Annotated in this window: 19 protein-coding genes; 6 read left to right on the plus strand and 13 right to left on the minus strand. The window is 58.8% G+C overall.

From position 1 onward, the window contains the following. Nucleotides 1-54: 54 nt before the first annotated feature. Entirely contained in the window at nucleotides 55-726 is a 672-nt protein-coding gene (locus BQ7114_RS05525) for a potassium channel family protein (protein WP_034507172.1), read from the plus strand. 2 nt (nucleotides 727-728) lie between these two features. Here the strand turns inward: BQ7114_RS05525 and ppk2 are convergent, their stop codons facing one another. Further along, complete coding sequence (gene ppk2, locus BQ7114_RS05530; protein WP_072342982.1) at nucleotides 729-1,613, minus strand: polyphosphate kinase 2; 885 nt, start codon at nucleotides 1,611-1,613, stop codon at nucleotides 729-731. Between the two features lie 159 nt (nucleotides 1,614-1,772). On the opposite strand from ppk2, the gene radA reads away from it, so the two are divergent. Both radA and disA read left to right on the plus strand, forming a co-directional pair. After that, nucleotides 1,773-3,185 carry a DNA repair protein RadA gene (gene radA / locus BQ7114_RS05535; RefSeq protein WP_072342988.1) on the plus strand — a complete coding sequence of 471 codons (1,413 nt, stop codon included), beginning with the start codon at nucleotides 1,773-1,775 and terminating at the stop codon, nucleotides 3,183-3,185. Further along, nucleotides 3,182-4,261, plus strand: a complete 1,080-nt coding sequence (gene disA, locus BQ7114_RS05540) for a DNA integrity scanning diadenylate cyclase DisA (RefSeq protein ID WP_083431754.1) — start codon at nucleotides 3,182-3,184, stop codon at nucleotides 4,259-4,261. The genes radA and disA overlap by 4 nt, the downstream gene beginning before the upstream one ends. Nucleotides 4,262-4,289: 28 nt before the next feature. Here disA and BQ7114_RS05545 read toward each other — a convergent pair whose 3' ends face one another. Beyond that, a complete protein-coding gene (locus BQ7114_RS05545; RefSeq protein ID WP_195906718.1) occupies nucleotides 4,290-4,820 on the minus strand; it encodes a hypothetical protein in 531 nt (176 codons plus the stop codon). An 85-nt stretch (nucleotides 4,821-4,905) separates the two neighbouring features. Between BQ7114_RS05545 and BQ7114_RS05550 the strand changes: the two genes are divergently transcribed. After that, nucleotides 4,906-5,184: a hypothetical protein gene (locus tag BQ7114_RS05550; RefSeq protein ID WP_072342997.1), complete on the plus strand. Its 279-nt coding sequence runs from the start codon at nucleotides 4,906-4,908 to the stop codon at nucleotides 5,182-5,184. Here the strand turns inward: BQ7114_RS05550 and BQ7114_RS05555 are convergent. From BQ7114_RS05555 to dacB, 8 genes are read right to left on the minus strand one after another with little or no spacing between them, the layout of a single operon-like run. Beyond that, entirely contained in the window at nucleotides 5,177-5,638 is a 462-nt protein-coding gene (locus BQ7114_RS05555; protein WP_072343000.1) for a DUF3180 family protein, read from the minus strand. The two genes, BQ7114_RS05550 and BQ7114_RS05555, sit on opposite strands and share 8 nt — an antisense overlap. Then, nucleotides 5,635-7,608: a 2-amino-4-hydroxy-6-hydroxymethyldihydropteridine diphosphokinase gene (gene folK / locus BQ7114_RS05560; protein WP_072343003.1), complete on the minus strand. Its 1,974-nt coding sequence runs from the start codon at nucleotides 7,606-7,608 to the stop codon at nucleotides 5,635-5,637. The genes BQ7114_RS05555 and folK overlap by 4 nt, the downstream gene beginning before the upstream one ends. A 31-nt stretch (nucleotides 7,609-7,639) precedes the next feature. Beyond that, the gene (gene folP, locus BQ7114_RS05565; RefSeq protein WP_072343008.1) at nucleotides 7,640-8,485 is read right to left on the minus strand and encodes a dihydropteroate synthase; all 846 of its coding nucleotides are present in this window, start codon (nucleotides 8,483-8,485) and stop codon (nucleotides 7,640-7,642) included. Continuing rightward, entirely contained in the window at nucleotides 8,485-9,054 is a 570-nt protein-coding gene (gene folE / locus BQ7114_RS05570) for a GTP cyclohydrolase I FolE (RefSeq protein WP_072343010.1), read from the minus strand. The genes folP and folE overlap by 1 nt, the downstream gene beginning before the upstream one ends. A gap of 2 nt (nucleotides 9,055-9,056) precedes the next feature. Further along, nucleotides 9,057-11,084: an ATP-dependent zinc metalloprotease FtsH gene (gene ftsH, locus BQ7114_RS05575; RefSeq protein WP_083431755.1), complete on the minus strand. Its 2,028-nt coding sequence runs from the start codon at nucleotides 11,082-11,084 to the stop codon at nucleotides 9,057-9,059. A gap of 35 nt (nucleotides 11,085-11,119) precedes the next feature. Then, nucleotides 11,120-11,671: a hypoxanthine phosphoribosyltransferase gene (hpt, locus tag BQ7114_RS05580; protein WP_072343013.1), complete on the minus strand. Its 552-nt coding sequence runs from the start codon at nucleotides 11,669-11,671 to the stop codon at nucleotides 11,120-11,122. 50 nt (nucleotides 11,672-11,721) lie between these two features. Continuing rightward, nucleotides 11,722-12,831, minus strand: coding sequence for a tRNA lysidine(34) synthetase TilS (tilS, locus tag BQ7114_RS05585; RefSeq protein ID WP_083431756.1), 1,110 nt, complete (start codon nucleotides 12,829-12,831; stop codon nucleotides 11,722-11,724). Nucleotides 12,832-12,834: 3 nt separating this feature from the next. Beyond that, entirely contained in the window at nucleotides 12,835-14,217 is a 1,383-nt protein-coding gene (dacB, locus tag BQ7114_RS05590) for a D-alanyl-D-alanine carboxypeptidase/D-alanyl-D-alanine endopeptidase (RefSeq protein ID WP_195906719.1), read from the minus strand. 95 nt (nucleotides 14,218-14,312) lie between these two features. Here dacB and BQ7114_RS05595 point away from each other — a divergent pair, with 95 nt between their 5' ends. Continuing rightward, nucleotides 14,313-14,801 carry an inorganic diphosphatase gene (locus tag BQ7114_RS05595; RefSeq protein WP_016444233.1) on the plus strand — a complete coding sequence of 163 codons (489 nt, stop codon included), beginning with the start codon at nucleotides 14,313-14,315 and terminating at the stop codon, nucleotides 14,799-14,801. A 127-nt stretch (nucleotides 14,802-14,928) separates the two neighbouring features. On the opposite strand, the gene BQ7114_RS09005 is transcribed toward BQ7114_RS05595, so the two are convergent. After that, nucleotides 14,929-15,273, minus strand: a complete 345-nt coding sequence (locus BQ7114_RS09005) for a C40 family peptidase (protein WP_072343023.1) — start codon at nucleotides 15,271-15,273, stop codon at nucleotides 14,929-14,931. 19 nt (nucleotides 15,274-15,292) lie between these two features. After that, complete coding sequence (locus tag BQ7114_RS09010) at nucleotides 15,293-16,363, minus strand: coiled-coil domain-containing protein (protein ID WP_072343026.1); 1,071 nt, start codon at nucleotides 16,361-16,363, stop codon at nucleotides 15,293-15,295. 240 nt (nucleotides 16,364-16,603) lie between these two features. Between BQ7114_RS09010 and BQ7114_RS05610 the strand changes: the two genes are divergently transcribed. Then, a complete protein-coding gene (locus tag BQ7114_RS05610) occupies nucleotides 16,604-17,758 on the plus strand; it encodes an alpha/beta hydrolase (protein WP_072343029.1) in 1,155 nt (384 codons plus the stop codon). A 33-nt stretch (nucleotides 17,759-17,791) separates the two neighbouring features. Here BQ7114_RS05610 and BQ7114_RS05615 read toward each other — a convergent pair whose 3' ends face one another. Beyond that, complete coding sequence (locus BQ7114_RS05615; RefSeq protein WP_072343032.1) at nucleotides 17,792-19,039, minus strand: hypothetical protein; 1,248 nt, start codon at nucleotides 19,037-19,039, stop codon at nucleotides 17,792-17,794. Between the last annotated feature and the right edge of the window lie 23 nt (nucleotides 19,040-19,062).

Raw genomic sequence — 19,062 nt, forward strand, 5'->3', positions numbered from 1 at the left:
GTGGAACTTATATGAACTTGCGAAATTGCAAACGCAAAGTTTTAGGGAGGAAACGTGGCTGAATCCGATTGGAAACAATCGTCTGGCACGCTGGTTATTGGCCTAGGACGCTTCGGATCGGCTGTAGCGGCAACGCTTGGGCGATTGAAGCGCGAAATCATGGCCGTTGAATCAGACCCGCGCAAAGTGCAGATCTTCGCCGGTCGTATTCCACTTGTGGAGGCGGACGCAACCAACATGGAGGCGCTTGAGCAGCTCGGCGCACGCGAGTTCTCCTCCGCAGTGGTTGGCGTGGGATCCTCCCTCGAGGCATCGGTGCTTATCACCGCTAACCTAGTGGACCTGGGGATTCCCTCCATCTGGGCAAAAGCAACCTCGCGCGAACACGGCCGCATCCTGCGCCGGATTGGCGCCCACCACGTTGTCTACCCCGAGTTTGACGCGGGCCAGCGCACCGCCCACCTGGTTGGCGGCCGCATGCTTGACTACATCGAAATGGACAAACAGGGCTTTGCCATCATGAAAATGCGCCCGCCAAAAGAGGTGCAGGGCTTCACCCTGGAAGAATCTGACGTTCGTGCCAAATACGGCGTCAACGTACTCGGAGTTCTACGCCCCGGCCGCGCTTTCGAATACGCGTCCTCCGACACGCGCATTGACCGCGAAGACATCATCATCGTCTCTGGCGACGGCTCACTTTTGGAGTACTTTGCCAACCGGCCCTAGGGCTACTCCGCGCTCTCTTTGGCTTTTGCCTTCCGAGCCTTCACTCGATCCTTCTCAAGATTCGCAGCCACGTCCTCCACGTAAATATACTTGCCGCGGTCAAGACGCTCATATTCCTTCTGCCCAGCCGAATTTGGCCGCGGCGGAATCTCCACCGGATCCGGCTCAATACGCTTCCACGGAATCTCATTCAACAGATCATTAATGACGTTGATGCGCGAACGCTTCTTATCTTCAGATTCAACCGTGCGCCAACGCGCCCACGGCGTATCTGTTGCCGCGAACATGGCGTCCTTCGCGCGCGAGTACTCCTCCCACCTCGTAATCGACTCCACGTCAATCGGGGAGAGCTTCCAGCGCCGCATCGGATCGGATGAACGGGAGCGGAACCGCGCCTCCTGCTCATCGGCGGACACCGAGAACCAGTACTTAATCACGCGAATACCATCATCTACTAGCATGCGTTCAAACTCGGGAGCCTGGCGCAAGAAACGATGGTATTCCTCCGGCGAGCAAAAGCCCATCACGCGTTCCACTCCCGCACGGTTATACCAGGAGCGGTCAAAAATGACTATCTCGCCTGCCGACGGCAAATGCTGAACGTAACGCTGGAAGTACCACTGCGTACTCTCCCGCTCCGTCGGCTTTGGAAGAGCAACCACGCGCGCGTGGCGCGGATTCAAATACTGGGTGACGCGCTTAATCGCAGAGCCCTTGCCCGCGGCGTCGCGCCCCTCAAACAGGATGATAATGCGCTCACCCTTTGCAATAACCCACTGCTGCATCTCAACAAGTTCGGCCTGGAGCCGCTTCAGCTCCTTCTCGTAGGCCTTCTTATCGAGCTTAGGCAGGTTTTCGTTTTGCGAAATACTATCGGTGCTTGACATGCCTCAACTCTAACGCGCACGGCCATAGCCCTGCCCGGTTTGGCAAGATTTCACGGCCAGAGCCCTTGTTTTGGTGGTTTCAATCCACATAGTAAGCGCCGCCAGATTTCTTGTCCGTACCCACTGCTAACCTTTTATTAACGACAGAAAGAAGAGGCCGTGGCTAAGAAACCTACCGAACACTTTGAGTGCAGCGAATGCGGCTGGACCACCACCAAATGGGTGGGTCAGTGCCGTGAGTGCAGCGCGTGGGGAACCTTGGAACAAACCCAGATTTTAGAGGTCGCACCGCAAGCCGGAGGGGCTAAGGCACTCACCCCCTCTTCTCCTGCTGCTCCGATCTCAAAGGTATCCGCCGAGGTTGCGCGCTACCGCTCCACTGGGGTTTCCGAGTTCGACAGGGTGCTTGGAGGCGGTATTGTTCCCGGTGCGGTGGTTCTGCTTGCGGGCGAGCCGGGGGTTGGCAAATCCACGCTCCTGCTTGACGTCGCCGCTCGCTCCGCCGCAGATGCGGTAGGGAGCGGGCCCGTTCTCTATATCTCTGCAGAGGAATCAGCATCTCAAATTCGCCTACGCGCAGAACGCATCGGGGCACTTCACGACAACTTGTTGCTAGCGGCAGAGGCAAACCTTGAGACAATCTTGGGGCACGTGGACTCCACAAATCCGAGCTTGCTCATAGTGGACTCTGTGCAAACCATTTACACACTTGATATGGAGGGCTCCGCGGGGGGCGTATCCCAAGTGCGCGCGGTTGCGGCCCGTCTCATCAGAGCTGCAAAAGAACGCAACCTGCCCGTCATCCTAGTTGGCCACGTCACCAAAGACGGCGGCATTGCCGGCCCTCGGATTCTTGAACACCTGGTGGACGTAGTCTGCCAGTTCGAAGGCGACCGCCACGCACGGCTACGCCTACTGCGCGCTGTCAAGAACCGCTATGGACCCACCGACGAAGTGGGGTGCTTTGACCTGCGGGACTCCGGAATCGTGGGCCTGCCCGACCCGTCCGGCCTATTCCTTTCCCACACCGGAACAACCACGCCCGGCACGTGCATCACCGTCACCCTGGAAGGGCGTCGCCCCATGCCGACCGAAGTGCAAGCCCTAGTTGCCCACACCAACGCTGGTAGTCCGCGGCGAACCACCTCAGGGATCGACCATTCGCGCGTAGCCATGATGCTTGCCGTCTGCCAAGCCCGCCTGGGCGTGGATACCTCCACCACCGACGTGTACGTGTCCACCGTCGGAGGGGCAAAAACCTCCGAGCCGGCCGCCGACATGGCTACCGCCCTTGCCATCATGTCCGCCGCGTGGAACAGGCCCATCAAAACTGAGCTTATAGCCATTGGAGAAGTGGGATTAACCGGAGAGATTCGGGCAACAGCCGGCGTGCAACGCCGCCTAACAGAAGCTGCGAGACTAGGATTTAAACAGGCCATCGTTCCCAGTACCGGAAGCGAAGACCTCAAAGCAGTTAATGGACTCACCATCTATCCGGTGACCGACCTGGCAACGGCCGCCAAAGTTGGACTTACGCCATCAGACAACACAGGGCGCAAAAGAAAAGAATGACCATGACAACCGCAGAACACGAAACCATGCGCAAAGCCCTCAGGGCACTCGCCCCCGGCACCGACCTACGCGAGGGCCTTGAACGCATCCAACGTGGGCACACCGGCGCCCTCATCGTGCTCGGCTACAACAAAGAAGTAGAAGCCCTCTGTTCGGGCGGCTTCGAACTCGACGTCGCATTCTCTGGCCCGCGCCTGCGCGAACTTTCAAAAATGGATGGCGCCGTCATCATCTCTTCCGACTACAAACGCATTCGCCGCGCCAACGTGCAACTAATTCCCCACGCCGCCGTATCTACCGTGGAATCTGGCATGCGTCACCGCACCGCTGAACGCACAGCGCGGCAAACCGGACTGCCCGTCATCTCTCTTTCCGCCTCCATGCGGGTCATCACCGTCTACGTCGGCTCTCTCCGGCGCAGCCTGGAAGAGCCAGAAGCCTTGCTCTCACGCGCCAACCTTGCGCTCGACACGCTAGACCGGTACACACAACGTCTCGAAGAAGACCTGGCCACCCTCACCGTGCTAGAGCAACGCGAAACCGTTACGGTGCGCGACGTGGCCACCACCCTCCAACGTATGGAAATGATCAGGCGCATCCACACCGAGATCTCTGGCTACCTTGAAGAACTGGGCACCGAAGGCCGCCTCATCGAGCTACAGCTCGATGACCTCCTGCGCGGTTCCGCATCCGAACGCGCCCTCCTAATACGCGACTACATCCGCCAGCCAGACCGCATCAGCGAAGCCGAAACGGAACTATCAAACCTCGATACTGAAGGCATGGTTGACCTCGCCCGCATTGCCGCAGCCATCGGCCAGCCCGTAGTGGATGCATCCGACTTTGACCGTGTTGTATCGCCCCGCGGCTACCGCTCCCTCACTATGGTTCCGCGCCTGCCCTGGAACATCATCGAACAACTCATTAAGAAGTGGGACACGCTTACCAAACTGCGCGAGGCCACCGTAGAAGAACTGCAAACCATCGAAGGCGTAGGTCCTTACCGAGCCAGCCTTATCTGCAAGTCACTCAACAGGCAACACGCAGCGGCATCACCCGAAGTCGTCGGCTGGTAGTCACAGGCCCGTCGGCCGGTCACTACAACTACTCTTGCGGCTCCACAACCTGAACCAGCAGGTCAGCCTTAGCATCACCCAAGTAGCTCACGTGCAACACGTAGGTGCCCGCGGTGCCAGCCTCCCCTGCCTTGCAACTCTCATAATCGTGGCCATCCCACGACAGCGTTGTATTCCAGCTACGACCCGGGCCAATCAAAAGTGGAAGCGACGCGTCCGGCGAAGCACACTTCAAGGTGTCAACCAACTCGTAGGAACCTGAAGTTACCCGCACGCCAAGTGACTTCGCCGACCCATCCGCAAGACACGCGTCCGCGCCTCGATTCGTCACCGTAACCGCGCCGTTCCACGGGCTGCCAACCGGCACAGACTGGTCATAGTCGGTGATTTTGAAGTCCAGATCCGCGGCGCGACACTCCGCAATGGGCTTCACCGCGTCCTGTTCTTGCACAGCCTGCAAGCTCTGCTGGCGCTGCTCCAAGCTCTTCGTAGCCGAAGCACTCAAGAAATAGATTCCCAGCCCCAATGCCGCCAAAATCAGTAGCACCACAGCGATCAAGCGCCCTCGCGTCAGGGCCACACCTGGCCGCGCAACTCGCGCCGAACTTGATCTACCTTTCGCGCCACCAGTAGCGGCCTGGGACTTGTTCGACTTAGCAGGCGTCATTCTCGACGCTGCAGGGCGTGAACCAGCGGCCGCGCCAGCTTTAGCACTCCGTTGCGTCCCACTCGTCGACCTGCGAGTCGAGGAGCTACCGCTCCTGCCAGAAGAGGACTGGGACCTCGAGAACGAATTGCCTGACGTAGACCTACGCGAGGCTGACGGGCGCGAAGATTTTGCGGACCTGCTACCGCCACTTTGGGGCCAGATTTCCCAGTCGCCTCGGCCTTTGCCGTTACCATTCTTTGGAGCCACTAGCTAACACCCTGCTCTACACCAGATGAACTCGCGTCTTCGTCATCATCCAAATGACACCAACGCTCGACCACAAACGCCACCACCAGTAACGCCGCGGCACCCAAAGCCGACAAGATAGCGCCCAACATCGACGTCTGCACGTACTCGGCGTGCGCATTACGGAGCATTGCCAGCACCGCGCCAAAAAAGAACCCGATCGCTGCGGCAGATACCCAGGCGGCCGAATATGCGAACATCGCCACGTTCATCGCCCCTGTGGCGCTTATACGCCGAGACTCACCTTTTCGAAGTGCGTGCACCCGGCGGCCAAAATAGAACAACACCGCGGCAATACCCAAGAAAAGGAGCCCCGTGTACGCAGTGATCATGAGCGTTGGTAGTAGCCCCGCTACCAACGCCCCCACGGCCGTGGCAGCGGCAAATAGGATGACGAGGCTAGATACGCTCAGCGGCTTCACGGCGTCTCATTCTTGTCACGTCGCTTAACAATTGGAATGGCGCCCGTAACTGTTGGACGCACGATTGTACGGCGCGAGGGCCTGGCCGGTTCCTGCGTCAAAGGGATGAGGCCTGATGCGAAATCCTCAGCCAAACCTGACTCCACGCGCGGCTTCTGCGCGGAAGTACTCTTCTGCTGGTCTTCGTCCGCCCGATGAAGCTCGTCCGGGTCGTCAATTATCCTCTGCTCCGCGCTCCTATGCCAGCGTGGCAACGCGATCTTGCGGCCAATAATGGGCTTCGTGTGCCGCGTGGTATCAGGCCAAACCTGTGACTGTCCCGTTGCGGGCGCGGACCCAGACGACGAGGTCTGAGCCTCCTCTTGCGGCGCGGGAGCGGGATCCGATTTCGGCTGGGATTTATCGCGCGGGGGCAACGGCATCCAGCGCGGCTTCGCCTTGGGGGTAAACACAGCTCCACCGGGAGCAGAGGCCGAAGCGCGACGTCGATACACACGTCCCACCGGCGCCGTAGCGTCATTTTGGATCGCTTTGTCTCCTTCGCCTGAATCAGGCTTACGAGCGGCATCTTCAACCCAACTGGTAGCAACCTGCTCGATTTCCTGATCCGCAGTTTCACGCACCAAGATATCTGCGCGGCCGTAACGGCCAACGCGCGCGTTCGGATCAATCTGAAGCCAAGGCAAGAGCACGAATGCGCGCTCGTGGGCGCGCGGATGCGGAAGCGTTAGCTTCGGATCGTCGCTACGAAGTGACCCGTACGTAATAATGTCGAGGTCAAGAGTGCGCGGCCCCCAGTGCTCGGTGCGAACGCGCCCAAATGCGTTCTCGATCATCTGCGTGGCATTAAGCAGATCGAGAGGAGCGAGCGTGGTGCTAACCTGCACGACGGCGTTGTAGTAGTCGCTTTGCGCTTCCTGACCGGGCGCCAACACGGGCGCGGAGCAAAATAGTGCGGAGACCCCGGTGACCGAAATATCCGGCATGGCATCGAGCATCAGGATGGCCTCGGCAAGCGTTTTTGACGCGCTCCCCACGTTCGCGCCCAGAGAGATAACCGCAGTAACGGGCTCTTGCGGAGCTTTTGTTAGCCCCTCATGATCTACAAACGAGTTCACGAGGACGGCGTGTAGCGGCGACAGCGGGGACGTGACCGGAGGCTTGATCGAGTTTGGCGCCGGGCGCGGATCCCCTACCCGCCAGCCCTGCATGGACTGCGCAATGGGAGTGCAAGCGGGGTTTTGCAGATCTTTTTCCAACTGCTCGCTGTGCTCAGCCAGCCACTGTGCGCGCTCGGCACGAGCCATCGCGACGCTCATCATCTGCGCATGCACAGGAGAATCCACTGGCTTCGGTTCCCTCGTCGATGTTGTTTCAAACTTCTGCGCCAGTTCAAAGGCAGCGGCGCGCTTTGCCTCGTGCCTGGCACTACGAGTACGGCGCGGGGGCTTAACCTCGCCCTCTTGCGCACCAGTCGGCTCCTGAACGCTTCTGCGAGCGCTTCTCTTGCCGGGTGCCTTTTCTTCTAGCGTCTCTTGGACATTGATCTGCGACTTAGCCTCGGACGCAGAAGATCCCGGCTCGAAAGAGGATTGTCGCGTGCGCGTGATCGTCATCGAAACATCGGAAAACTCAAGATCCATCGGAGCGTGCGGCTTGTGCACCACGACCTGGACGATCTGGACCGCCTCGTACTTCAACACAACCTGGGCGACTTTTTGCGCGAGCGTCTCAATCAGGAACACAGGCGGCCCGGCAAGAACGGCATTCACATCGGCGGCAACTTCGGAATAGTCAACCGTCTGGCTCAAATCATCACCGCGAGCCGCTCCTCGCGTGTCCACATACATGATCACGTCAACGGTGAACTGCTGGCCTTCGCGGCGCTCAAAGGCGTAAACACCATGACGTCCAGTAGCGGTAAGGCCCAGAATTTTGATCATGTCAAGGTCACTCTTCCTGCGATTCATACTGAGCCTCCCTTCTACCTACTGTTCTAGCTTATTTTACAGACGCGCGGTTCCAATATTCGGCCGCGCGCAAAGCAGCCATATTCCCTCTGGCTTCGTGAACGCGCACAGCCCAGGGGCGAAGCCGGGCGATTAATGCCGTTAGGGCAACCGTCATCTCATCCACATCCGCCATCTCGTCACTGCGAGTCTTTATGAAACGCTTTCGCGAATGCCCAATCAATAGCGGAAATGGGGACTTTGCAATCATCTCATCAAGGCCGGCCAACAGTTGCCAGTTAGCATCCATGGTTTTTGCGAACCCTAGGCCGGGATCCAACACGATCCGCTCCGGCTTCACTCCTGCTGTCAACACGGCCCCAACCTGACGGTCAAGCTCGCGAAGCACCGTATCCACACTGCCATCCGTGAGGACATCCTCGTCTGGAGCTCCAGGAAGGCCGCGCCAATGCTGGATTATGCACACCGCGTCCGTCTGCGCCATGACCTGCGCCATCTGCGGGTCCAAACACGCGCCGGACACGTCGTTTATGATGTGCGCACCGGCCTCACACATCGCTTGGGCCGTTGCAGCGTGGACGGTATCTACAGACACCACCACGCCCTCGCCTACCAGCGCCCGCACAACATCTGCGATACGGGCGGTTTCCTCACCCGCACTAATGCGCTTCGAGTTAGGCCGGGTGGATTCTCCTCCCACATCGATGATGTCCGCGCCCTGGCTCACCAGTTCGAGGCCGCGCGATACCGCCCGATCTGTATCAAACCACTTACCGCCATCCGAGAAGGAATCCGGCGTGACGTTCACAATTCCCATCAGTAGCGTGCGGTCCTCGGGTAACGAAACGCCGTTGAGTCTCGGAGCCAAGAAACTCATTACTTGCGCCCCTCCATCACCAGAGTCATGATTTCTTGGCGGGTAGCGGAAGAGTTCATCACGCCACGCAAAGCCGACGTAACGGTCCACGAACCCGGCTTACGCACGCCGCGCATAGTCATGCACATGTGTTCGGCCTCGATAATCACGCAAGCTCCCTGCGGCTTTAACTTTTTTACGAGGGCGTCCGCAATCTGTGACGTCAAACGCTCCTGCACCTGCGGACGACGCGCGTATCCCTCTACCAGGCGAGCCAACTTAGACAAGCCCGTCACCGTGTTGTTAGCCGGAATGTAAGCCACGTGGGCCTTGCCGTAAAACGGGAGCAGGTGGTGTTCACAAACCGAGTAAAAGTCTATGTCGCGAACCAGCACCATCTCTTCGTGTTCCACTCGAAAATGCGTCTCTAAATGGAGCGACGGATCCTCTTGTAAACCGCCCACGATCTCCGCCCAAGCCCGGGACATACGCGCCGGAGTATCAACCAGGCCCTCGCGGGACGGGTCTTCTCCTATTGCTACCAGTAGGTCATGCACGGCACGCTCGACACCAGCCGCGTCATAAGTCATGACTATTCGCCCGGTCTTTCCTGCGGGCTCGCCTGCTGCGGAGTTTGCGGCTTAGTAGAAGAATCCGAGATTCCTACCGGGTCTCCCCACTTGGTACCCTCAACCGCGGCGTCCGACTGATAGTTCCAAACCGGGCGCTCCTCCTGCTTGATTACGTCCTTGAAAATCTCTTCAAGCTCGTTCTCGGTTAGCGTCTCTTCATCCAGCAGACGCTGAGCCAGATTGTCCAGCACGGAGCGGTTGCGTGACAGGATCTGCCACGCCTCGCGGGCCGCACGATCAAGGAGCGCCCGGACCTCCTCGTCAATCACCGCAGTGATCGCATCCGAAGTCTCGTGGTTATTGCCTCCGCCCTGCGCGCCAAACGGCTCCGTATCAGCGGTGCCGAGCTTCACTAGGCCCAAACGCTCAGACATGCCGTAATCCGTAACCATTGCGCGGGCCGTTGCCGTGGCCTTCTCAATATCATTCGACGCCCCCGTAGACGGGTCCCGGAACACCAGCTCTTCCGCAACGCGGCCACCCAGCGAATACACGAGGTCATCCAACAACTGGTTGCGCGTCTTCGAGTAGCGGTCTTCCGTTGGCATCACCATCGTGTACCCCAGAGCGCGCCCACGCGGCAAAATAGTCACCTTCGTAACGGGAGCTGTATAACGAAGCGCCGCAGCACACAGAGCGTGGCCGCCCTCGTGGTAGGCCGTAACAGCTTTATCATGCTCGTTCATCACGCGCGTGCGCTTTTGCGGGCCGGCTATCACGCGATCAATAGCCTCATCCAAAGCGCGGTTATCAATCAGATCAGCGTTAGAACGAGCCGTCAGCAACGCGGCCTCGTTCAACACATTCGCAAGATCTGCACCAGTGAAACCGGGCGTACGCTTTGCAATCTGATTCAAGTCCACATCTGCGGTCAACGGCTTACCCTTAGCGTGGACCTTCAAGATTTCGAAGCGACCTCGCATATCGGGGGCCTCAACCGCGATCTGACGGTCAAAACGACCGGGACGTAGCAGAGCCGGATCGAGAATATCTGGGCGGTTCGTAGCCGCAATCATGAGGACGTTCGTGCGGTCATCGAAACCGTCCATCTCCACCAGCATCTGGTTTAGCGTCTGCTCGCGCTCATCGTTTCCGCCACCAATACCAGAGCCTCGATGACGGCCAACCGCATCAATCTCATCTACAAAAATGATTGCCGGAGCGGCCTTCTTCGCCTTATCGAACAAGTCGCGAACGCGCGACGCACCCACGCCCACGTACAGCTCCATGAACTCCGAGCCGGACATCGAGAAGAATGGCACGTTAGCCTCGCCTGCAACTGCCTTCGCGAGCAGTGTTTTACCCGTACCCGGAGGGCCGTACAGCAACACGCCGCGCGGCACCTTTGCGCCCACCGCGGTGAACTTCTCGGGTTGGGCCAAGAACTCGCGGATCTCCTGCAACTCCTCCACAGCCTCGTCCTCGCCCGCAACATCCGCGAACGTGACCTCCGGATTCTCGCGGTTAAACTCCTTCGCTCGCGACTGGGCAAAACCGCCCATCATCCGGCCGCCCGCCGCTCGGGTAGTCAGCCAGTAGAAACCCGCCAGCAACAGCAAGATCGGGATCATCAACTGCAGAAGCGAACCGAACAAGCTCGGCTGCGGGTTAAGCACGTTATACCCGCTCTTCGCATTCGCCTTCTCAACCAGACGCAGCATGCTCGGGCCCTGATCCTGCGAATACACAAAAGTGACCTGCTTACCATGGTTCACTTCCCTGTCATCATCAGAAGTCGGCTTATGCACGAAATCCTCAGTCAGCTTGAGCTCCACGCGCTGCGCAGGATCATTCACCACCACGCGCTCAACCGTGTCAGAGCGCAGCAACTCCACGCCCTCATAAGTCTCAATCTGCGCCGGCTGGAACAGCCTCCAAACCATCCAACCAACCAAGAAGAAGATCAACAGAGGAACCAGGACGGCAGCCCAATTCGGCGAATTCTTCTTCTTCGACTTCGAATCCTTCTTGTGCACCGGTCGCTTCACGTAAGGACCCTTTCAAATAGCTTCGAGAAAATCTCTTAATTGTAAACGTGGGGAGCAAGAGTCCCAATGAACGGCAGGTTGCGGTACTTCTCCGCATAATCCAGGCCGTAACCGATCACAAACTCATTCGGAATATCAAAGCCCACGTACTTCACGTCAACTTCAACCTTAGCCGCCTCCGGCTTGCGCAGCATCGTCGCGATTTCCACCGACTCCGGACCGCGCGAAGACAGATTCGACTTCAGCCAAGCAAGCGTGAGGCCCGAATCGATGATGTCCTCAACAATCAACACGTGCTTACCCGTCAAATCCGAATCGAGGTCCTTCAAAATCCGCACAACACCCGAAGACTTCGTGCCCGAACCGTAGGAAGAAACAGCCATCCAATCCATTTCCAGCGGCGTAGAAATAGCGCGCGAAAGATCCGCCATCACCATAATCGCACCGCGCAACACACCTACTAGGAGGATCTCCTTACCCTCGTAATCGCGATCAATCTGTGCGGCCATCTCCACCAGACGCGCATCGATCTGCTCCTTAGTGAACAGGATCTTTTCGAGGTCAGAACCCATGTCGGATGCTTGCATTTTCATCTCCCGTGAAAAGTTAGTGATAGGTACTTCCAGTCTTGCACAAATCAGCTGGATTTCATTATTTTTATCAGCCGGCGAACAGTGCGGCCTCGCTTGCATTCCCCGCGCCCGTTTGCGAGCGGTTCACGCTGTTGTTCTCGCAGTTCGCGTTCGGGTTCGGGCTCGCGTTCGCGCCAGGCTTTCACTCCGCCCGGCAAATCAATCGGGGCGCCGCCTTCATAGCCAACAACCAACTTATCGAGGGCGCTGATATGCGCCTGCGTGAGCTGAGCCGCGCCCGCACGCTCGGCCGCCTCCTTCAGTACCCGCGAGCGCACCGCGGGCGGCAAGCCCGCTAAATCCTCAACCACCAGGGCTTCGCCCTGGCGCCAGCACCGGCCCGCCCACTCTTCCAGTGCGCTCGCATCCGCATCCAGAAGCTGCGCAGACCGCGCCAGTAGCGGCACAACATCGCGTCCAAGTGCTTTACCCAGCGACGGGATCACGCGATGGCGTACCGCTACCCGAGGCAGCGGCCCCCCATCCGCGCGAGCCCAACCGCCATGCAGGCGATTAGACGGATCCTGAACCGGCTCCAAACCGAGCTCGGCACACATGCCCTCCGTATCCCACCTACGCACCCCTAGCAGCGGGCGAACCCACGTGCGCGAGGACGGCGCGTCCTCGCGCACTACCTCTCGCATCCCCGACAGCGAGCGTGCGCCCGATCCTCTGCCGAGCCCCAGCAACACGGACTCAGCCTGGTCATCCATCGTGTGACCCAAGAACACCATTGCGCCCGCGCCCGAGTTCTCTCGCAGTGCCTCATAACGTGCCTCTCGCGCCGCGGCCTCCACGCCGCCCTCACTACCAACACTTACAGGCACTACGCGGGCCGCGATCTTCCACTTTTCTAGCAATAGGCGCGTTTGTTCCGCCTCGTCTGCAGACTCCTGGCGCAACCCGTGATCTACAACCACCGCCTGCACCTCAGCACCCATCCGGCCTCCCAAATCTGCCACCGCAAACGCCAGCGCCAAGGAATCCGGACCACCCGAACAGGCAACCACCCACTCGCCAGGTGTCAAACCGTGACGCTTCACCACATCGCGAAGTGCCAACGTCACCGCCCTCGTATGCCTTGGCGGCGTAGAACCAATCAACTGAGAAACCATGAACTACAACTTCGCGAGCGCAAGAGCGAAATCATCAATCGCCGGGCGAGTAAACACCGCGCCGTCCTCCATACCGCTTGACTGCACGTGGAACGCCAACACGCGGCCCCGCTTTGTCATCACAAATCCGGCCAGCGATGAAACCTCATCGAGCGTACCCGTCTTCGCGTTCACCTGCGCACCCGCGAGGTCCCCCTCGAACCGTCGATTCAACGTTCCTGAAAAATGGCCCACAGGCAGATCGCGCACAATGTTAAACGCAGCTGGTACCCCTGCGTCCTGCAAATACAGCAACGACTCCACTAGGGTTCGCGGGCTCACCCGGTTTTCCACGTTCAAACCCGAACAATCCACAGCGCTCAGCCCGTCCGTGTACACGCCGGTGTTCTTCACCTGTTCTACAAGGTTTTGCGCGGCATCCTCTAACGTCGATCCCGCATCCTGCGCAACACTGCTCAGCCGACACAACTGTTCGGCAAGCGTGTTATCCGAATCCATCAGCATCAGACGCGTCACCTGGGAAATCGGCGCCGACTCCACCTTCGCAAGCAACTGACCCTGTCCGTCGTACGGTTCGCTCGACGCCTGTACCTCTACGTTCACGCCCGCACTGGCCAACGCCTCCTGAAGCGCCCTCGCCACATTCGCCGCCGGATCATCGTAATAGGGCTGATAGCCTGCCCCCGGCATCTCTCCGCGATCAATCGCAAACGGAGCCACATGCCCCGCCCAATGCTCCAAACCATCCGTCAATGCCGGCTCACGCGTTGGCCCATCAAAAATGTGGTCATGGAACACCAGCTTCCCCGCAGACCTCTGGCTATCTTCCAACGCTTTAGCCGTGGCCGCAGCCAAATCAGCAACACCAGCCCGGCCATTCACCTGCGGACCACCAGCCCCCTGTGACAAAAGCAGATCGCCCTCGCCCACAAGGTGAAGTACGCCGTCTTCGTCTAAGAAAACGCGCGTGGCAAGCGTGCCCGCCGGATCTAAACTCTGCGCCGCATTAATAGCCGTCAGAATTTTAATAGTCGAGGCCGGAGGCATCGGCATCTGCCCATTCTTATCCAGCAAAACCTCGCCGGTTAGCGCATCTGCAACATACACTCCCGGAGTGAATTTCTGCTCTCTACCGGCCCGCTCCAGGGCTTCCCACGCGGGTACAAGCTCGCCGGGGTCAACAAGTGGCGCATCCTCGGCCATTCGTGCGCTAACCACCCTGCCGAGTTGCACAGATTCCCCAAGAGGAGGCTCTTTGCCAACAATCGGTTTGGTCTTAGTCAAGAAACCGGGCACAACATCATTAATATCGGCGTAAACATACCCACCCACGCCCGCAACGGCTAAGAAAACACTTAGAATCACGGTAAGAGTTCTTTTTAACACGTGCCCTCCAGTCACTTGACACCCTAAGTGTAAAGCGTTTTTCACGGCCCCTAGTCAGGTAATCTGGAGATCACACTTAGCGAAGGGAAGAAACGGTGGAATTCGACGTCACTATTGAGATTCCAAAGGGCAACCGTAACAAGTACGAAGTTGACCACGAAACAGGGCGCATCCGCCTTGATCGCATGCTGTTCACCTCAACGCGCTACCCCGATGACTACGGCTTCATTGACGACACGCTCGGTGAAGATGGAGACCCGCTAGATGCGCTAGTCATCCTTGAAGAACCCACCTTCCCCGGCTGTGTAATTCGCTGTCGGGCGCTCGGCATGTTCCGCATGCGTGATGAGGCCGGTGGCGACGACAAGGTTATCTGCATCCCATCCGGAGACCAGCGTGCTTCGTGGCGTACCGAGATTGACGACATCTCGGAGTTCCACCGGCTTGAAATCCAGCACTTCTTCGAGGTCTATAAGGACCTTGAGCCCGGCAAGTCCGTTGAGGGTGCGCACTGGGTTGGCCGTGAAGAAGCAGAGGCGGAGATTCGTCGCTCTTACCAGCGTGCCAAGGACGCCGGCTTCTAAATCCGGCCGCGCGCAAAACAATTAGTTGGAGGTTCGCCCGCGGGCGAACCTCCAACTAATTATCTATAGAACTTCTTAGCAAACTTTTCACTTGCCTCGCGGTCCCGCTGCGGACGTCACCGTCTGGTTATGGGCGGCCGCCAAATGGTACAAGGTCACCGTAACGAAGCGGGTTCAAGCGAACGTAGTCACCTGGAACCGTGGCCTCAACCATCATGCCTCCACCAGCGTAAATCGCCACGTGGTAAATGCCGCTGGTCGAACCACCGGGACCGTAGAACACGAGGTCCCCCGGTTGCAGATTATTAATGGAAACGCGTTGGGTAGCCCAATACTGCTGTTGGGACGTACGCGGCAACGATACACCCTGGCTGGCCCAAGCCGTCATTGCAAGACCCGAGCAGTCATAACCACCAGCACCGGTGCCACCCCACAAGTACGGCGTGCCAATGCGGGCCTTCGCAAACGCCACGGCGCCTGGACCACCTGAGCTAGCCTGGGCAGCACGACGGGCCTCTTCTGCGGCTTCCGCTGCACGACGCGCCTGCTCTGCGGCCTCGGCCTGGCGACGAGCCTCCTCGGCTGCACGCGCCTCCGCGGGCCTCGGCCTGGCGACGAGCCTCCTCGGCTGCACGCGCCTCCGCGGCACGCCGTTCCTCGTCAGACTTACGCTTAGCTTCGGCCTCTTCACGAGCGCGCTTCGCGGCCGCTTCTTCTAGAGCCTTGGTGTTGTTTGCATTGGCCTGATCACGCGCGGAGTTCTGGTTAGCATTCTCTGCCTGACGGGCAGACTCGGCCTGATTCACCAAGCCCTGATTGCGCTCAACGCGAGCCCTGTTAGCGGCTTCCTGGCGTGCATTTTGCGAACGCTCGATCTGCGCCTGGCGCTCCTGTTCCTCCGCAATCGTAGTGCCACGACGCTGCGCCAACTGCGCAATCAAACCATCACGACGCTGCTGCACCTGTGCAACCGCAGCCTGCCTACCATCGGCGTAAGCCTGGATCTCCTGCGAGCGCTTCTCTACCTCGGCCTGCGCCTCCTGTACACGCTTCTCGGTAGCCGCCGCCTGGTCTTCCATCGCCTTCGCAACCTGATGCATAGCAGCCACGCGCTGAAGCTTCGCATCCGTAATCTGCGACACCGTGTCAACGATCTTGCCACGACGCTCCATGTCGGCAAGACCATCCCGCGTCAAGAATGGAGCCAACCGCTGCGCATTACCAGAACCGGAACGGTAAGTGGTCTGGGAGAGAGCGGCGAGCGTTTCACGCTCACCCTTGTACTTGTCCCACGAAGACGCCACCGCATCTTTCGCGGCCTTCGCATCCGCCTGTGCCTGCGCCAACTGCGACTGAGCAACAGCAAGCTCCTCCGCGACCTGTTGCACCCTCACATTCGCCTCTGCAGATTCAGCAGACACCTCTGCAAGTTCAACCTCGAGCTGTGCAACCGACAAACCGCTGTAGTCATCGTCAGCAATAGCCAAACCCGGCAATGCCAACACGAGACTTGTAGATACCGCAAGCGCAACTACTGCGCCTTTACCCAAGTACTTACTCACTGAACACAATCTCCAGTTACGAAAACCAATCCACCGATGCGGACTGCTAATTGCTTCTACCCAAGTTACCGCAACATCGCCCCTCATTTCCACAATTCGTAGCCATCGTTACAGCAAGACTCGGCGTGTCGCCTTGAAACTCAAGAATTTTTGCTCGAAAAGCGGTTGCTGTTCAAGCGTTTCGGTTTTTTCTTAGCAGGCACCCACGTATTTTACGGACCGAGAGTTTAAGCTCGATGTATGGGCGACATTAATCCAAAAGCCGGTTTTAGCAACTATCCGATCCCTCGCGCGGGCCAGTGGAGCCCGGATGTGCTCGGCCCTGGCTTTGAGGCGCAAACGATTCAGCTTCTTCCCGACGATGAGGGCGAAGTCCTCGCCACCATCGTGCGACATGACGCCAACCGCGACCCCCACGCCCTCGAAGGCACCCCGAAAGAGCCAATATTCAAAGCACTCTACATTCACGGGTGGAACGACTACTACCACCAGCGAGAACTCGCTCGGCAAGTAGCCCTAGCAGGAGGACAGTTCTTTGGCCTCGATCTGCGAAAATACGGGCGATCTTGGAGAAAGAACCAAACGTTTGGATGGACGCAAAACCTAGCTGACTATGACGAAGACATCGCCGAAGCCCTACTAATCATGGGTGAAGACCTACCCGTAGTTTTGATGGGGCACTCCACAGGTGGCCTAACCGCAACGCTTTGGGCGGCGCACCACCCGGGACGGCTCGCCGGACTCTGGCTCAATTCGGCATGGCTGGAGCTTCAAACTTCTTCCATCGCGCGCGTCCCCACAAAACAAGCAGTGCAACTAATCGCATCGCGTGAGCCCCGCCGGGTTCTTCCCACGGGTGGCAACGACTTTTACGGCATTTCTCTACGAGGGTGGAATAAAGATGACGGAGAGATGCCCAGTGACCTCGCTCCTTACAAAAATGACCCATCCCTAGCCGGCTGGGGGCTTATTCCCGAGTGGAAAGCGACCGGACGGACCATATACGCCGGCTGGCTTGCAGCCGTCATTACCGGCCACCAAGAAGTGGCGGGCGGGCTCGACATTGACTGCCCTGTCATGAACATTTCTTCCACACGCACCTTTGTTGGCTCCGAATGGAGCGCCGACGTGCGCTACCAAGACACTGTGCTAGACGCAGACCTAATTGCCGAGCGCGGAGCGCGACTAGGTAACGACGTCCTCATCCGCCGGTTTGGAGGCGTGCATGATCTGGCGCTTTCGGTTCCTCCTGTTCGCCAGCAGCTGTGGAGCTCCACGCTCCAGTGGCTACGCTTCAGCGTTTTAGGGCAAGAAACCTTTGCGCAGACTGAGTCAGCCGACCTGTTCCGCCTGCGAGTGCCAAAGCCTTCGGACGTACAGCTAGCGCCAAGATAGGACGCAGCGCGAACGGCTGGACGCTAACGGGGATTAGTCGCGACGGCGACGACCCTGCCTGGGCTTACCCAAATTTTGGTATTCGTCTCTAATCTCGCGATTGATCTCCTCAAGAGACTCCGCAAGCGTGGGGCCAAGCACGTCGCCTAGACGCCAGTTTTGCCAGCCGTCAAACCTGCTCGACCCGCTGACCATCGCTGCGGCCTCGTTCGGATCTTTTGTTGACCACCCCAGCGAAGAGATAAGTCCACTTGACGCCAGTGTTGCCGTGTGCAACCCGTTTTCGCTTTGCCACACGAGCGCGGTGTCCTGCCCAAGAATTCCAGCAATCACTTCGAGGCCTTCCACGTCCGGTTTAAGCTGCGGGACCTCTTGCACAGACGGTTGCAACTCGGCTTGACCCGCCTGCGCCGATTCAGCCTCAAACGCGGGTTCCGGCGCGGACTCTACCTCTGCTTCCCCGTGAGCAGACTTCACTTCTGGTTCTACAGGCGCCGGCTCCGCCTCAACTTCCCGCTCTACAGATTCGCGCGTAACTTCTGACGCGGTAACCTCTTGCGAGGTGTCCTTTTCCCACGGGTCAAAGGACCGCGCACCGGCCGAATGCCTGCCGGTTGCGCCCTCAGTTTCTTCAACTGCGTCGGTTTTGTCGCTCTTGCGTTCAAGTTCCAGTGACTGCGGGGTGGATCCTAGAAGCAGATTGGGGTTGTGCCCATAAAGCCGCGGCCCTACCGCCTCAACGTCGATAAACTTGCGCCCATTCGACATTTCACGCACGGAGATTTCATGAACCTCCACGCCAGACGACGCGAGCACGTCCAGTGCGGGGCGCACCGAATCACTAATCTTCCCGGCCACGAGGATCAACCGCGGGCCGGGAGCGGGAGACGGCGGCATGGCATCACGAAACTCGGTCCACCCGGCGCGAAATCCCTGCATACCCGACGGATATTGCGCGGCAAGATCATTCCACCCCAGCGAGGCGGTGTCAGCCAGACGAGAAAGCGAATCGATCATGGTCTGCGAATCCAGTTGCTCAACCACCTCGATTGACACAACCTGCCCGGACGCGTCCAAAGCCGTAAGACGCGGCTCGCCGCTGTCTCGGCCTGCTCCTACCTCGCCGGCATCTTGCCAAAATATGGGGAACAGCGGACGGCCAACGATCTCCAACACTTGCTCGCGCACCGACGCCAAAATGTCGCTAGCTATTTCACCGGGCACACTTCGGCCGAATTGAGCGGGGATCAGGTGACCGTCATCAAATTCGAAAAGCGCCATTATCGTTCCGTCCTAGTCTGAGC

It is taken from the genome of Actinomyces urinae (assembly GCF_900119695.1).
GTDB classification, from domain to species: domain Bacteria; phylum Actinomycetota; class Actinomycetes; order Actinomycetales; family Actinomycetaceae; genus Gleimia; species Gleimia urinae.